Below are 15,335 nucleotides of genomic sequence, written 5' to 3' on the forward strand. Positions count from 1 at the left end.
CCCTTCGTTCGCGCGTCCGTCGCGTGCCCCGCGCCGATGCAGCCGCCCGCCGTCCCCCGGGACAGCGGATGCCGACCGTCCACACCGGCGTCGGCCCACCACCGTTCCACGCAGGAGTTCACATGAACGAGATCAAGCTCGAGGCCGAGGCCCGTACCGAGTTCGGCAAGGGCGCGGCCCGCCGCATCCGTCGTGCCGACAAGATCCCCGCCGTCCTCTACGGTCACGGCAGCGACCCGGTCCACGTGACCCTCGCCGGTCACTCGACGATGATGGCGTTCAAGCACTCGAACGCGCTCTTCTCGATCGAGCTCGACGGCAAGAAGCAGCTCGCCATCGCGAAGGACGTCCAGCGCGACGCGATCAAGGACACCATCGACCACGTCGACCTCCTCGTCGTCCGCAAGGGCGAGAAGGTCGAGGTCGAGGTCAACGTGCACATCGAGGGCGAGTCGGCCCCCGGCACGATCCACGTCGTCGAGTCGCAGTCGCTCACCATCTCGGCCGACGCGACGAACCTGCCCGAGTGGGTCACCGTCTCGATCGAGGGCCTCGAGGAGGGCGCGAACATCTCCGCCGGCGACGTCACGCTGCCCGAGGGCTCGACGCTCGTGACCGACCCGAGCCACACGGTCGTCACGATCAGCGTCCCGCGCGCCGAGGTCGCGGCCGACGACGACGCCGCTGCCGAGGGCGAGGCCACCGAGGCCGAGGCTCCCGCCGAGGGCTGAGCCCCACCTGCACGACCGGACGCCCGGGCCGCTACGGCCCGGGCGTCTCGTCGTCCGTGCCCCGGCTCGGCGCGTCTGTTCGACCCGCCTGCTCGGCTCGACTGCCCGCTCGCCTCTCCCGGCGTCCGTCCCAGGGTGCCGGGCGGGCATACCCTCGCTACGACGTCCGACATCCCGTGAACTGGAGAACGCATGAGTGATCGCTGGCTCGTCGTCGGGCTCGGCAACCCGGGCCCGCGGTACGCGGGGAACCGGCACAACGTCGGGCACATGGTGCTCGACGAGCTGGCGGGCCGCGTCGGCGCGACGTTCAAGGCCCACCGGTCGAACGCGGCGGTCGCCGAGGGCCGGCTCGGGGTGCTGCCCGGTGGAGCGCCGGGACCGCGGGTCGTGCTCGCCAAGCCGTCGACGTACATGAACACGTCCGGTGGACCGGTCTCGTCGCTCGCGAAGTACTACGACGTGCCGGCCGAGCGCGTCGTCGTCGTCCACGACGAGGTGGACATCCCGTTCGGCACGATCAAGCTCAAGGCCAGCGGCGGCGAGGGCGGCCACAACGGGCTGCGCGACATCTCCAAGGCGCTCGGAACGCGCGAGTACGCCCGCGTGCGCACAGGCGTCGGGCGGCCACCGGGCCGCATGGACACCGCCGACTACGTGCTGAAGGACTTCGCGGCCGTCGAGAAGAAGGAGCTGCCGTTCCTCATCGACGACGCGGCGGACGCTGCCGAGATGGTGGTCGTCGAGGGGCTGCTGGCGGCGCAGGGGCGGTTCCACCCGCGAGCCTAGTGGCCGGGGCTACCGGAGCGCGGACAGCTCGCGGAACCACTTCACGAGGAGCGCACCCAGCAGCAGCGCGTTCGTGGCTGCCAGCACCGTATACACGCCGAGGAACACCGGGCCGAGCCCGAGGAGCACGAAAGACCAGGCGAGGACGCCGTAGTCGGCCGGGAGCAGCAGCAGCGAGCGGAGCGTCGACGGCGCCGGGGGCGTCGATGCGCGAGTCGGTGCCGGCCCTGCGACCGCCGAGCGCTTGAGCAGATCCGTGAGGATGCCGCCGCTGAACATCACGACGGTGACCGCCTGGAACGCCAGAGGCACCAGGTACCAGGCGGGGTCTGCCTCGCCGTACCGATAGAGGCTCACCAGGACCGCGGCGTGCAGGAGCACCATCTTCGCGGAGTCGACGACGTGGTCCAGCCACTCCCCGGCGATCGATCCACGGCCCGTGAGCCGAGCGACCTGGCCGTCGGAGGAGTCGAGCGCGAAGCCGAGCACGAGCAGCAGAGCAACGGCCAGGCCCGTCGTGACGGTCGGCTCGAGGAGGGCGAGCACCAGCACCCCCGCGCCCGTCGTCAGCCCGCTGATCACGGTCACGGCGTTAGGGCCGAGGCCGACCTTGTACGCACCCGCAGCGAAGACGCGGCCGAGAGGACGGTTCACGAAGCGTGAGTAGAGCGAGACGCCCTTCGAGCTCTTCTGGCGGGAGCGAAGAGTGCCCCAACCGTCCCGGAAACTCGGCACCATCTCCCCATTTCGCTCGGCTCCGGGTAACGATGCCATCACACCCCTCGCCGATCGGCGCTTCGCCCGGGTGAATTCCCTCCGGAACGGCACCAAGTCGCGCCTCGTGGCCCTAACGTTCTCCTGTACTGCCGTTCGGCCGTGCCCCAATGGATGAGGTGCTGCATGCGTTCCGTCGTCGCTCTGGTTTGTGGATTCGCACTTGCCGTGGCGGGACTTCTGGTCCCGACGTCGACTCCGAGCGCCTCCGCGCTCTCCCAAGGTCTGGGCTTCACCGCTGACGACCTGCCCACCTGGCAGGCGAACGGCACGGTGTGGGCCATGGCTGCGTCAGGCAACACGGTGTTCGCCGGCGGTACCTTCTCCCAGCTGCGCCCGCCGAACGGTGCGTCGGGCTCGCCGGTGGCGGTCTCCGCCCTGTCCAGCCTGAACGGGTCGACCGGCGCACCGGCGTCGTGCCGCCCCTCGGTCACCCTCTCCGGCGGGACCGCGACGGTCCGGGCCCTGACCGTCTCTCCCGACGGGCGGACGCTCTACATCGGCGGGAACTTCTCCAACGTCGCCGGTACGACCGTGAGCCGGCTCGCGGCGCTCGACATCCCGTCCTGCTCGGTCAAGCAGGACTTCCGTCCCGGCTCGATCTCGGCGACGGTCCGAGCGCTCAGCGCCACTGACGACACGCTCTACCTCGCAGGGGACTTCCAGTCGGTCGCCGGACAGACGCGCCAGCGCTTCGCCGCGGTGGCGACGTCCGACGGTGCGCTCCGCCCCTTCGTGGCGGACGCCGACCTCCCGGGCCGTGCGATCGCGGTCGCGGAGGACGGCGCGACCGTCGCGCTCGGCGGTGACTTCTTCTCGATCAACGGCGAGAACTCCCACTCGTTCGCCGTCGTCGACCCCAGCACCGGTGCCAACATCAGGAACTACCCCCGCGGCTTCGTTCCTGACACCTCCGTGACGAAGGGCATCACCACGGACGGCGGCAGCTTCTACGTCGGGAACGAGGGCACCGGTGGCGGCGTCTTCGACGGCTCGTTCGCGGTCAACTACTCCGACCTCAACGAGCGCTGGCGTGATCGCTGCCTGGGCGCGACCCAGGCGCTGATCGAGGACGAGGGGACGCTCTACGAGGCGCACCACCACCACGACTGCAGCAGCGAGGGTCTCTTCCAGGACGGTCAGCGCGTCTACCTCACGGCGAACGACGCGTGGACGGACGACGAGATCGCGTGGCGCCCGCAGCTCAACGACGGTCTCGGTGAGGGCATCGGTCCGCGCGCTTTCGCGATCGCGCAGGGCTCGGGACAGAAGAACCTGTGGGTCGGCGGTGAGTTCACGCGGACCAACGGCAACCTGCAGCAGAGCCTCACGCGCTTCGCCGATGGACCCGACACCGGGAACCCGCTCGGCGTGACCCCGCGTGCCGAGGCGCTCCGAGCAGGTGAGATCCAGGTGAGTTGGCGAGGGTCCTACGACGACGACGACGGACTCCTCACCTATGACGTCTACCGCGACGGCGCCAGCACGCCGATCGCGACGGTCCAGGGGAGTCCCGGTGGTGGACCCGGCCGCAGGTGTCGTTCGTCGACACCGACGTGGTCGCCGGGAGGACCTATTCCTACCGCCTGACCGTCAGCGACGGCACGAACACGACCTCCAGGTCCGCGGCGTCCTCCGCGACCGCACTCGGGTCCGGCCTGCCCTATGCATCCCGCGTCCTGAACGACGGCGCGAACCTTTACTGGCGCTTCGGAGAGAGCTCCGGACCGGTCGGTGCCGACAGCTCCGGCGCCGATCGCGCACCCCGCTACATGCAGAACGTGTCCTACCGCTCTGCGGACAACGCCGCGCTCGACGACCCCGGGTATGCGATGGGCTTCGACGGCAGCACGGCATACGCGTTCTCTGACGACATCGCGCCTGCACCCACGACGTACTCGGTCGAGACCTGGTTCCGCACCACGTCGACCTCCGGCGGCAAGATCGTCGGCTACGGCAACGGGCAACCGCGGAACGGCACCAACAACACCAGCCTGAGCGGAAGCTACGACCGGCACGTCTATATGACGAACGACGGGCGGCTCGTCTTCGGCGCCTACACCGGGAGCGCGGTGACACTGACCTCGGCAGGTTCGTTCAACGACGGCGAGTGGCACTCGGTCGTTGCCACCCAGGGGCCTGCAGGTATGACCCTCTATGTCGACGGGGTCCGGGTCGGGCGCAACTCCAATGCCTCGGCGCAGTCGTACGACGGCTCGTGGCGTGTCGGCGGCGACCAGCTGAACGGCTGGCCCTCGCGTCCGTCCAGCAACTTCTTCGCCGGCGACATCGACGAGACGGCCGTCTACCCGACGGTCCTCCCCGCTGCCACCGTGCGGGAGCACTTCACGGCCTCGGGTCGCGTCGTGGACGTGCCCCAGGCGCCCGCCGACGCTTACGGCGCCGCGGTCTACTCAGCCGACCCCGACCTCTTCTGGCGGCTCGACGACAGCAGCGCGACGACGGCGGCGGATGCGAGCCCCTACGGTGTGACCGGTACCTATGACGGGCGCGTCACCACGGGGAGCGACGGAGCGCTCGAGGACGGGACTGCCGTGTCCTTCTCGCCGCAGAACGCCTCCAACGGAGGCGTGATCGGGTCAGACCTGCAGTTCACCAACCCTCGGGACTACTCACTCGAGCTCTGGTTCAACTCGACGACGACCGACGGCGGGAAGCTCATCGGGCTCGGGAACAACAAGACGAGTCTGTCCTCCAACTATGACCGGCACGTGTTCCTCCGGGACGACGGAAGGCTCGTCTTCGGTACCTGGACCGGGCAGCAGAACCTCGCGACATCAGACGCCTCGTTCAACGACGGAGCGTGGCACCACGTCGTCGCGACGCAGTCGTCGACGTCGGGGATGTCCTCTTCGTCGACGGCGAGCTCGTCGGGACCAACCCGCAGACCGGCGCCCAGGACTACACCGGGTACTGGAAGGTCGGAGGTGACAGGACGTGGAACTCGTCCTCGCCGTACTTCGCGGGCGACATCGACGAGGTCGCTGTCTACAGCAAGGTGCTCACGGCCAACCAGGTGGCTGAGCACTTTGCACTCGGCACCGGTGCGACTCCGCCCGATGCCGAGGCGCCGACGGCGCCGAGCGCGCTCGCCGCAGAGGTCGTCGGTGACGACGCCGTCTCCTTGACCTGGGACGCTGCCACGGACAACGTGGCGGTGACCGGCTACGAGGTCCACCGCTCCGACGTTGCCGGGTTCGCGGTGACCGAGGCGACCAAGGTCGGGGACAGCACGTCCACCAGCCATGTCGAGTGGGGCGTCGACGCCGGCACGTGGTTCTACCGGGTGGTGGCGGTCGACGCGGCCGGCAACGTGAGCGAGGCCTCGGACGAGGTCGAGGTCGAGGTCCTGGGGCCGGACACGCAGGCGCCGTCGGTGCCGTCGGGTGTGGCGGCTTCGGCTTCTGGTTCGTCGGTGGACGTGTCGTGGTCGGCGTCGTCGGATGATCGTGGTGTGGCCGGGTATGTGGTGTACCGGTCGGACGACGAGGCGTTCGAGGTCTCGGAGTCCTCGCAGGTCGCGGAGGTCGCGGACGGGACGTCGTTCACGGACGAGGACCTGGAGCCGGGTGACTGGTTCTACCGGGTGGTCGCGGTCGACGAGGCCGGCAACGCATCGGATGCTTCGAGTGCTGTGGCCGTCGAGGTCCTGGGGCCGGACACGCAGGCGCCGTCGGTGCCGTCGGGTGTGGCGGCTTCGGCTTCTGGTTCGTCGGTGGACGTGTCGTGGTCGGCGTCGTCGGATGATCGTGGTGTGGCCGGGTATGTGGTGTACCGGTCGGAGGACGAGGCGTTCGAGGTCTCGGAGTCCTCGCAGGTCGCGGAGGTCGCGGACGGGACGTCGTTCACGGACGCGGGTCTGGCTGCCGGTGCGTACTACTACCGGGTGGTCGCGGTCGACGCGGCCGGCAACGCGAGCGAGGCTTCGGCCTCGGTCGGTGCCACCGTGGATGCGCCTCCGGCGGACCCCGTGACGGTCGAGCTGTACCCGTCGGAGGACACGTTCGTGCACTCGGGCGCGCAGTCGACGAACTACGGGTCGCTGAACCAGCTCAGCGCGATGGGGAACTCGCCGACCAAGGAGGTCTTCCTGAAGTTCGCTCTGCCGGAGGCTCCGGCGGGCACGGTGCTGGCGGGTGCGTCGCTGCGGTTGCAGACCACGACGTCGAGCTCGGCGGGTTCGGTGGACGACTTCGTGTTCGGTTGGGCCGGCTCGGACTGGGCGGAGGGGTCGATGACCTATCCCACGCGTCCCGAGATCGACGACACCGAGGTCGGTGTTCTCGAGGGCCCGACGAGTGCGAACACGGTGTACGACGTGGAGCTCTCGGCTGAGGAGATCACCGAGAAGCTGGGAGCCGACGCGACGCTCGGCACGGTCTCGGACGGGACGGACAGTGTCTGGTTCTGGTCGAAGGACCGCAGCATCGCCGGGCAGCGCCCCCAGCTCACCCTCCACTTCGAACCTGGCTCGACGGGACCTGTCGACCCGGAGCCCGACACGCAGGCGCCGTCGGTGCCGTCGGGTGTGACGGCTTCGGCTTCTGGTTCGTCGGTGGAGGTGACGTGGTCCGCATCGACGGACGACACAGGCGTCACGAGGTATGTGGTGTACCGGTCGGACGACGAGGCGTTCGAGGTCTCGGAGTCCTCGCAGGTCGCGGAGGTCGCGGACGGGACGTCGTTCACGGACGCGGGTCTGGCTGCCGGTGCGTACTACTACCGGGTGGTCGCGGTCGACGCGGCCGGCAACGTGAGCGAGGCTTCGGCTTCGCGATCGGCAACGGTCGAGGAGCCGGTGGGGCCGGACACGCAGGCGCCGTCGGTGCCGTCGGGTGTGGCGGCTTCGGCTTCTGGTTCGTCGGTGGACGTGTCGTGGTCGGCGTCGTCGGATGATCGTGGTGTGGCCGGGTATGTGGTGTACCGGTCGGACGACGAGGCGTTCGAGGTCTCGGAGTCCTCGCAGGTCGCGGAGGTCGCGGACGGGACGTCGTTCACGGACGAGGACCTGGAGCCGGGTGACTGGTTCTACCGGGTGGTCGCGGTCGACGAGGCCGGCAACGCATCGGATGCTTCGAGTGCTGTGGCCGTCGAGGTCCTGGGGCCGGACACGCAGGCGCCGTCGGTGCCGTCGGGTGTGGCGGCTTCGGCTTCTGGTTCGTCGGTGGACGTGTCGTGGTCGGCGTCGTCGGATGATCGTGGTGTGGCCGGGTATGTGGTGTACCGGTCGGAGGACGAGGCGTTCGAGGTCTCGGAGTCCTCGCAGGTCGCGGAGGTCGCGGACGGGACGTCGTTCACGGACGCGGGTCTGGCTGCCGGTGCGTACTACTACCGGGTGGTCGCGGTCGACGCGGCCGGCAACGCGAGCGAGGCTTCGGCCTCGGTCGGTGCCACCGTGGATGCGCCTCCGGCGGACCCCGTGACGGTCGAGCTGTACCCGTCGGAGGACACGTTCGTGCACTCGGGCGCGCAGTCGACGAACTACGGGTCGCTGAACCAGCTCAGCGCGATGGGGAACTCGCCGACCAAGGAGGTCTTCCTGAAGTTCGCTCTGCCGGAGGCTCCGGCGGGCACGGTGCTGGCGGGTGCGTCGCTGCGGTTGCAGACCACGACGTCGAGCTCGGCGGGTTCGGTGGACGACTTCGTGTTCGGTTGGGCCGGCTCGGACTGGGCGGAGGGGTCGATGACCTATCCCACGCGTCCCGAGATCGACGACACCGAGGTCGGTGTTCTCGAGGGCCCGACGAGTGCGAACACGGTGTACGACGTGGAGCTCTCGGCTGAGGAGATCACCGAGAAGCTGGGAGCCGACGCGACGCTCGGCACGGTCTCGGACGGGACGGACAGTGTCTGGTTCTGGTCGAAGGACCGCAGCATCGCCGGGCAGCGCCCCCAGCTCACCCTCCAGTTCGAACCGGTGCCGTGATGGGTGCGCGCGTGCGACGTGCAGCGGTCCCGATCGCCGCACTGGTCGTGCTGCTCGCGGGTTGTTCGGACGGCGTGGGTGCGGCCGAGGAGGCGCCGGCATCGGCTTCGGGTGCGCCGACCCCGCTGCCTGACCTGACAGCTGCCCCCGACGCCGAGAACGATGCGTCCGGCAATCCGACCGCGTCGCCGTTGACCGAGGCCGAGAAGCGGTACATCGAGCTCAACGGTGGCGACGGACTCTTCGAGGGCGCAGTCCTCGAGCAGGGCGTCGAGGCGTGCTCTCGTGTCGAGTTCGCGGCGCAGGTGGACCAAGGGCTGCTGGTCGACGACATCCGCGAGGGTGAGATCGCGGGCGCGACCGGAGCTATCCCGTTCCTCTGTCCGGAGTACGTCCCTCAGCTGGCGGAGGCACTCGGCGGGATCGAGGACGGGGCCACCGAGACCGCAGGCCTCGCTGAAGGAGACTATGCGGCCCCGGCAGCGGGGCTGGACTGCGAATGGACGCTGGTCGGGAGCGGCGCCGACGAGGCGGGCGACGTCGCCTCGGGCGACGTCGCCGAGATCGAACTGACCGGCGACGTGACGACGCTCGAGTCGTCCGGCTGCGTCGTCTGGTTGCCCGTCTCCGACGACTGATCGCCCGTACCCGACGACCGACCTACGGAGCGTTCCGCTCCGCCTGGTGGGCATTCCCGTACCTGGGGGCGAACTCGCCTGGCCTGATCACTTGCGCGAGAACGCCGTGCCTTCGGCCGGGTCGACGATCGGTTCGCTGTCTGCCCGCATTGGCGTGACGGCCGGCTCTTCGGCGTCCCGGCTCGTCGGGAGCGCCGTGTCGTCCATCGCGCCGCTGGCGTCGTACGCGTACGCGTAGGTGGACACGTTCTTCGGGGCTAGGTCGTTCGCGACGACGCCGATGATGGGCGCGCCGACGCTCTTGAGATTGCTGACGGCCTGTTGGAGGTCCGCCCGCTTGACCCGTCCCGCTCCGGCGACGAGCACGGCCCCACCGCATGCACGCGCGATCACCGCCGCATCCGTCACCGGTACGAGCGGGGGACAGTCGATGACCACCTTGTCGTATCGCTTGCTGAGCTTTCCGAGCAGCTTGAGCATCGCGTCCGAGCCGAGGAGCTCGGAAGGGTTCGGTGGCCTCTCGCCCGCCAGGACGATGTCCAGCGACGTGGTACCCCAGTGCTGGATCACATCGTCGAGCTCGGCGCGGGCCGCAAGGACCGTCGTCAACCCGGCCATGCTCTCGAGCCCCAGCAGCGGTCCCAGGGCCGGTCGGCGGAGATCCGCCTCGACCAGGACGACCCGACTCCCTCCGGCGGCGAGGGACTGCGCGATGTTCGCGGCTGTCGTCGACTTGCCTTCGCCAGGGACGGACGAGGTGATCGGGAGCAGTACCCGCTCGTTGGCGACCTCGAGGAAGGTGAGGTTCGTCCGGATCTGGCGAAAGGCTTCCGCACGCTGGTTCGACGTGGACGGGTCATCGAGCAGGGGATGCCGAGGTACGCGACGTTCGTGCGCGACGCTGCCCAGCACAGGAGCATCTACGACCGCTGTTACTCCGTGCAGGTCACGAACTCTGGTGTCGACTATCTCTCGCAGGGCGATGTACGTGACGCCTGCCACGGCCCCGCCGACCAGACCGAGGGCGATCCAGAGGAGCGTCTTGGGCGACGAGGGCACCTCGGGGACTACGGCGGGCCGAACCGTCTCGAGCGTGACCGACGAGTCGCCGCTCTCTAGGTCGGGCACAAGGTCCCCGACGACCAGAGCGAGGTTCTGCGCGGTCGCGTTGGCGACGTCGGCGGCCTCCTCGGCAGAGGGGTCCTCGACGTCGATGCTGATCAGGCTCGTGTTCAGAGGGCTGCTGACCGAGATCTGCTTGGCGAGGTCCTCGGGCGAAGCCTCAAGGTCGAGCTCCGAGATCACGGGATCGAGGACGATCGGGCGGGTGACCAGTGCACTGAACGTACGCACCTGCTTTTGCGAGAAGTCGTAGCTCTGCACCAGCTCGTTCGCCGTGTCGCCGGAAGACGTGACGACGACGACCTCGACTCGAGCGGTGTAGAGCGGCGTCGTGGCCGACACGAGCGCGATGGCGGCAGCGCCTCCGACGAGACAGAAGACCGTGAGTGCGATCCAGTGCGCCCGTACCATCGAGATGTACTCACCGATACGCACAGCGGTCCTTTCTGAGGAGTGCCTCGATTGTCACACAGCGACGGGTGAAGACCCGCTGGACGACGATCCTTTCAGGGTGTTTCACCCAGGGTGAGAGATCTATTCCGACGTCCTCGTTGCTAGCCTCACGCTATGCCGAAAACAGCACTGATCACGGGGATCACCGGGCAGGACGGGTCGTATCTGGCCGAGCTGCTGCTGGAGAAGGGGTATACGGTGCACGGCATCGTGCGTCGTGCCTCCACATTCAACACGTCACGGATCGATCATCTGTACCAGGACCCGCACGACGAGGACGCGCGACTCTTCCTGCATTTCGGCGACCTGACGGACGCGACCCGCCTCGTGACGCTGATGGAGAAGGTCCACCCGGACGAGGTCTACAACCTCGCTGCGCAGTCGCACGTGCGAGTCTCGTTCGACGAACCCGACTTCACAGGTCTGACGACCGGTCTCGGCTCGACCAGGCTCCTCGAGGCGGTACGGATGTCGCAGGTCCCCGCCCGGTACTACCAGGCGAGCTCGTCCGAGATGTTCGGCGCGACACCGCCGCCGCAGAACGAGGAGACGCCGTTCTACCCGCGGTCGCCGTACGGGGCGGCCAAGGTGTACGCGTACTGGATGACCCGGAACTACCGCGAGGCGTACGGCATGTTCGCGGTCAACGGGATCCTCTTCAACCACGAGTCCCCGCGGCGTGGAGAGACGTTCGTCACCCGCAAGATCGCGGCGGCTGCGGCGGCGATCGCTGCCGGCCGGCAGGAGCACGTGTACATGGGCAACCTCGACGCCGTCCGTGACTGGGGCTACGCCAAGGAGTACGTCGAAGGCATGTGGCGGATGCTCCAGGTCGACGAGCCCTCCGACTACGTGCTCGCGACCGGAGCCGCGTACTCCGTCCGCGACTTCCTCGAGTTCTGCTTCGATCACGTCGGCCTCGACTGGGAGAAGCATGTCCGGTTCGACGAGCGCTACCTCCGCCCGACCGAGGTCGATGCGCTGATCGGTGACCCGTCGAAGGCGAATCGCGAGCTGGGGTGGAAGGCGCAAGTCCTGCCTCCTGAGCTCGCAGCGATCATGACTGCGGCCGAGGTAGAGCGGCTCTCGTGACGGCCGAGCGCTCCGTATCGGGAGCGACCATCTGTCTGGTCGGCATCAACTACGCGCCCGAGTCGACGGGCATCGCGCCGTACACGACCGTGATGGCACGGAAGCTCGCGGCGGCGGGGGCGACGGTACGGGTGATCACGGGGGTGCCGCACTACCCGCAGTGGGCTGTGCAGGATGCCCGGTACCGCTCGCCTGGTCCTTGGCGGGAGCAGGACGGCGACGTGGACGTCCTGAGAGTCGCGCACCACGTGCCGCCGCGCGCCGACCTGCAGGGCCGGGGGCGGATGGAGTTCGACTTCTGGCGCCGCGCACGGGCGATCGTGCGGCGCACGAGCGCGGACGCGATCGTCGCCGTCACGCCGTCGCTCTCCGGGCTTGCAGCCGCCGTGAGCGGGGCGAAGGGAAGACCGGTCGGTGCGATCGTCCAGGACCTGACGGGCCTCGGGGCCGCCGAGTCCGGCAGCACCGGACGCGGTGTCGCTCAGGTGCTCGGTGCGGTCGAGGTGGCTCTGCTGAGGCGGACCGTCGCCACCGGAGTGATCGCACCGCGGTTCGCTGAGCTCCTGGGTGAGGCAGGGGTCCCGCCCGAGCGCATCGTCGATCTTCCGAACTTCACGCACATCGTCCCGAGTGCCGTCGACCGGGCGGCGGCGCGCAGAGCGCTGGGGTGGCCCGAGAACGCGCTCTTGGCCGTCCACACGGGCAACATGGGACAGAAGCAAGGGCTCGGGGTCGTGGTCGACGCTGCCCGTCTCGCGCAGCAGCGCGGTTCCGAGGTCACGTTCTATCTGGTCGGGGACGGTAATCAGCGTGCCGATCTCCAGCGTGACGCGCAGGGAGTACCAGGAGTCCGCTTCATCGAGCCTCTGGGCGACAAGGAGTATCCGCTCGCACTCGCAGCCGCAGACGTCCTGCTGCTCACCGAGAGACCGGGGGTGCGAGAGATGTGCCTGCCGAGCAAGCTCACCTCCTACAGCGTCGCCGGCCGCCCGGTCGTCGCGTCCACAGAGCCGGACGGGATCACCGGGCGGTTGTTGTCCGAGACCGGAGCAGGTCTGCTGGCGGCCCCGGGTGACGCGGGTGCACTGCTCGACGCGGTGCTTCGGATCGGTCGCGACGCTGAGCTCGGACATCGGGTAGCCGCGGCCGGGCTGAAGCTCGCGCAAGAGCGGTACTCCGCCGTCGCAGCAGGCGAGCGATATGTCGACTTCGTCGGTCAGGTCCTGGACGAGCGGTGACGAGCGTGGGTGAGAACCTCGCGCCGCCGGCCGCCCCGGCACTCGGCGGTCGCCTCGCCGTCTTCGTCGCCAGCGCCGGCGTGCTGAGCGTCGCGCTGCCGCTCCTCCTTGTCGCAGAGATCGACCGCGACCCGAGGAGCACGGCGTGGACCGCGACGCTCGCTTTGGTCGTCTGGGCGGGTTTTCGTCTCTCCTACCGCATCGCCAGCGGCAGACCAGAGCTGTTCGACTTCGTCTTCTGGGTGTTCTGCTACATCTTCATGGGGGTCGCCCCGTCGGTGCAGATCCTGACGGGTGGTGTCTCCACGACGACGCCGGGTGTGGACCCGTCGCTGGACATCTGGATCGCGGGGACCGTGTGGACCGGAGTCGTCTGCTACGAGATCGGGCGTTGGATCACCCGGCGACGAAGGACGGCATGGGCGAGCGTTCGGGTGGACGCCGCTACCGGGCTGGACGTCGTGCCGAGGCGTGCGGTGCTCCTGACGGGCGTCGGCGTCGTCGCCGCCGCCTACTTCGTCTCGAAGATCGGTCTGGGCACGCTGTTCATGAGCCGATACTCGGCCGCCGACATCCGAGGCGCGGCGATGCCGGATCTGGCGGTGCGGTCGATCGTCTCCGCCGCGGCTTCGTACCCGCTGCTGATCGCCGCCTGCGTGTTCATCCTGGTGGGCACCCGTTCAGCCCTCGGCTCCCGCTCGTGGCGTTACGCCCCGCTGCTGGCGATAGTGCTGGTCGTGCTCCTGACCGTGACGAACCCCATCAGCAGTGCGCGCTACGACTTCGGGACGGTGGGGTTCGCGCTGGTGGTCGCCGCCGGCGCGATGAGCACCGTGCGCCGGGCGCGGTGGTCGATGGTCGGCGTTCTGCTCGCGCTTCTCTTCGTCTTCCCGATCGCGGACGCGTTCCGCGCCGATGCGGTGAACGTCCAGCGCACCGGGTTCTTCGCGGAATACGCCGGGAACCCCGACTACGACGCCTTCTGGCAGATCGGGAACGCCGTCGCGTATGTGCGCGACGATCTCGTGCAGCCGATGATGCAGGCGCTCGGCGTCGTGTTCTTCTGGGTTCCGCGGTCCATATGGCCGGGCAAGCCGCTCGACACGGGCGTCATGCTGGCGCAGTACCGGGGCTACTCCTTCGAGAACCTGTCCGCGCCGTTGTGGGCCGAGGCGCTCGTCAACGGTGGCTTCGTCGTGGTCGTGATCGGTTTCGTGGCGCTCGGCATGATTCTCGCGCTCCTGGACGAGAAGATCTCGGTCGCGCTCGTGGGCCGTGGTCAGTTCTGGTCCGTGGTCGGTGCAGTCTTCCCGTTCTACATGGTGATCCTGCTCCGCGGTTCGCTGCTCCAGGCGACCGGCACCCTGGTCGTCGCGCTCGCCTGCACCCTTTTCGTCCGCGAGTGGAAGCGGGAGAAGCGTCAGCGAGATCGCTTGGATGCCCCGGTGGTCGAGCGATAGATCGTCTCGAGGCGATCAGCCACGGCCCCCATCGACAGCTCGTCGGAGACCAGCGCGCGGCCCCGACGTCCGGTGTCGGTGGCGAGGGCCGGGTCGTCGAGCAGCCTGCGGACGGCAGCGGTCAGCGACTGGTCGTCCTCGCCTACGACGATCCCGGCACCCGCCCGTTCGACCAGCGGCGCAAGGCCGCAGGTGTCGGTGACCACGACCGGTCGCCCGTGTGCCATCGACTCGAGCACCGACATCGGGAACGGCTCGTCGACGCTCGGCAGCACCGAGATCGACGCGCGTGCGATGTGGGTGGAGGTCTCCTCCGGCCGAGCGGGGCCGATCCATCTGATCCTGGGCTCGCCTGCCTCGCGCAGCAGAGCGTCGACGGCGGCACCCTCGCCCTCGTCCGGTCCGACGAGCGTAAAGGTCACGTCGGGGTGGCTCCGGGCGAGCGCGACGGCCATCCGTGCGAAGACCGTCGGACGTTTGCGTGCCTGAAGGCGGGCGAGATACAGGACGTCCGGCGGCTCCGCGGGGGTGCAGATGCCGGCAGGGGTACCCCGTTGAGCACCTCGACGAGCTGGATCTCCGGGCCGCCGACCACGTCGAGCAGGTCTGATCTCTCCCTCTCGGTGAGGTGGAGGACGGCACCCGCTCCTCTCAGGAGTCGTCGGGTCCAGATCGCGTCGAGCAGCGCGGCGGAGCGGCGCTCGCTCGCGTCGATCATCCCGTGCGTCTGGAGGACGTACGGAACGTTCTTCCTGAGTGCCATGAGCGCTGCAGGAAGCGTGACGAGGTCGCGTGCCGCATGCACGTGGACCAGGTCGGCGCCGTCTGTAGCCGTCCGGAGCCAGCGGAGCATCTGGGGCGCGACGAGACCTGCGAAACCGGTTCGTGGCACCGCGCGTCGAACCGGGAACAAGGTGACGGGAACTCCGTCGACCTGCGACGGGACTACGTCGAAACCTGAGCATCCACCGACGAGCCGGACGTCGTGCCCGCGGGCGATCAGCTCGCGCGCCTGGTTCACGGCGACTCGCGTCGGCCCTCCGTAGGCGCCGTCCGGTGTGAAGAGCGTGACGACGGAGATGATGCGCACG

12 protein-coding genes and 1 pseudogene are annotated in these 15,335 nt (G+C 69.0%); 9 read left to right on the top strand and 4 right to left on the bottom strand.

The window, feature by feature from the left end:
• Nucleotides 1-122 precede the first annotated feature (122 nt).
• Entirely contained in the window at nucleotides 123-731 is a 609-nt protein-coding gene (locus QUE47_RS09935) for a 50S ribosomal protein L25/general stress protein Ctc (RefSeq protein ID WP_286217157.1), read from the top strand.
• 192 nt (nucleotides 732-923) lie between these two features.
• A complete protein-coding gene (gene pth / locus QUE47_RS09940; protein ID WP_286217158.1) occupies nucleotides 924-1,520 on the top strand; it encodes an aminoacyl-tRNA hydrolase in 597 nt (198 codons plus the stop codon).
• Nucleotides 1,521-1,529: 9 nt separating this feature from the next.
• On the opposite strand, the gene QUE47_RS09945 is transcribed toward pth, so the two are convergent.
• The gene (locus QUE47_RS09945) at nucleotides 1,530-2,174 is read right to left on the bottom strand and encodes a CDP-alcohol phosphatidyltransferase family protein (RefSeq protein ID WP_286217159.1); all 645 of its coding nucleotides are present in this window, start codon (nucleotides 2,172-2,174) and stop codon (nucleotides 1,530-1,532) included.
• A 246-nt stretch (nucleotides 2,175-2,420) separates the two neighbouring features.
• Here QUE47_RS09945 and QUE47_RS09950 point away from each other — a divergent pair, with 246 nt between their 5' ends.
• The 4 genes and pseudogenes from QUE47_RS09950 (at nucleotide 2,421) to QUE47_RS09965 (ending at nucleotide 8,879) form a co-directional block, all read left to right on the top strand.
• Nucleotides 2,421-3,884 (top strand): YncE family protein, encoded by a 1,464-nt coding sequence (locus QUE47_RS09950; RefSeq protein ID WP_286217160.1) that lies wholly within the window; start codon nucleotides 2,421-2,423, stop codon nucleotides 3,882-3,884.
• Between the two features lie 242 nt (nucleotides 3,885-4,126).
• Nucleotides 4,127-5,095 (top strand): annotated as a pseudogene (locus QUE47_RS09955) (LamG domain-containing protein); the annotation flags it as partial.
• A 23-nt stretch (nucleotides 5,096-5,118) separates the two neighbouring features.
• A complete protein-coding gene (locus QUE47_RS09960) occupies nucleotides 5,119-8,241 on the top strand; it encodes a CBM96 family carbohydrate-binding protein (protein WP_286217161.1) in 3,123 nt (1,040 codons plus the stop codon).
• Nucleotides 8,242-8,252: 11 nt separating this feature from the next.
• Nucleotides 8,253-8,879, top strand: coding sequence for a hypothetical protein (locus tag QUE47_RS09965; protein ID WP_286217162.1), 627 nt, complete (start codon nucleotides 8,253-8,255; stop codon nucleotides 8,877-8,879).
• An 87-nt stretch (nucleotides 8,880-8,966) separates the two neighbouring features.
• Here QUE47_RS09965 and QUE47_RS09970 read toward each other — a convergent pair whose 3' ends face one another.
• Nucleotides 8,967-10,436: a tyrosine-protein kinase domain-containing protein gene (locus tag QUE47_RS09970; protein WP_286217163.1), complete on the bottom strand. Its 1,470-nt coding sequence runs from the start codon at nucleotides 10,434-10,436 to the stop codon at nucleotides 8,967-8,969.
• A gap of 132 nt (nucleotides 10,437-10,568) precedes the next feature.
• Between QUE47_RS09970 and gmd the strand changes: the two genes are divergently transcribed.
• From gmd to QUE47_RS09985, 3 genes are read left to right on the top strand one after another with little or no spacing between them, the layout of a single operon-like run.
• Entirely contained in the window at nucleotides 10,569-11,546 is a 978-nt protein-coding gene (gene gmd, locus QUE47_RS09975; RefSeq protein WP_286217164.1) for a GDP-mannose 4,6-dehydratase, read from the top strand.
• A complete protein-coding gene (locus QUE47_RS09980) occupies nucleotides 11,543-12,784 on the top strand; it encodes a glycosyltransferase (protein WP_286217165.1) in 1,242 nt (413 codons plus the stop codon). The genes gmd and QUE47_RS09980 overlap by 4 nt, the downstream gene beginning before the upstream one ends.
• A gap of 5 nt (nucleotides 12,785-12,789) precedes the next feature.
• A complete protein-coding gene (locus QUE47_RS09985) occupies nucleotides 12,790-14,244 on the top strand; it encodes a hypothetical protein (RefSeq protein ID WP_286217166.1) in 1,455 nt (484 codons plus the stop codon).
• Here QUE47_RS09985 and QUE47_RS09990 read toward each other — a convergent pair.
• A complete protein-coding gene (locus tag QUE47_RS09990; protein WP_286219467.1) occupies nucleotides 14,205-14,780 on the bottom strand; it encodes a glycosyltransferase in 576 nt (191 codons plus the stop codon). The genes QUE47_RS09985 and QUE47_RS09990 overlap by 40 nt on opposite strands.
• A complete protein-coding gene (locus tag QUE47_RS09995; RefSeq protein ID WP_286217167.1) occupies nucleotides 14,663-15,334 on the bottom strand; it encodes a glycosyltransferase in 672 nt (223 codons plus the stop codon). Before QUE47_RS09995 ends, QUE47_RS09990 begins: the two co-directional genes overlap by 118 nt.
• Between the last annotated feature and the right edge of the window lies 1 nt (nucleotide 15,335).

The sequence above is a fragment of the Paraoerskovia sediminicola genome (genome assembly GCF_030296575.1).
Taxonomy (GTDB): domain Bacteria; phylum Actinomycetota; class Actinomycetes; order Actinomycetales; family Cellulomonadaceae; genus Paraoerskovia; species Paraoerskovia sediminicola.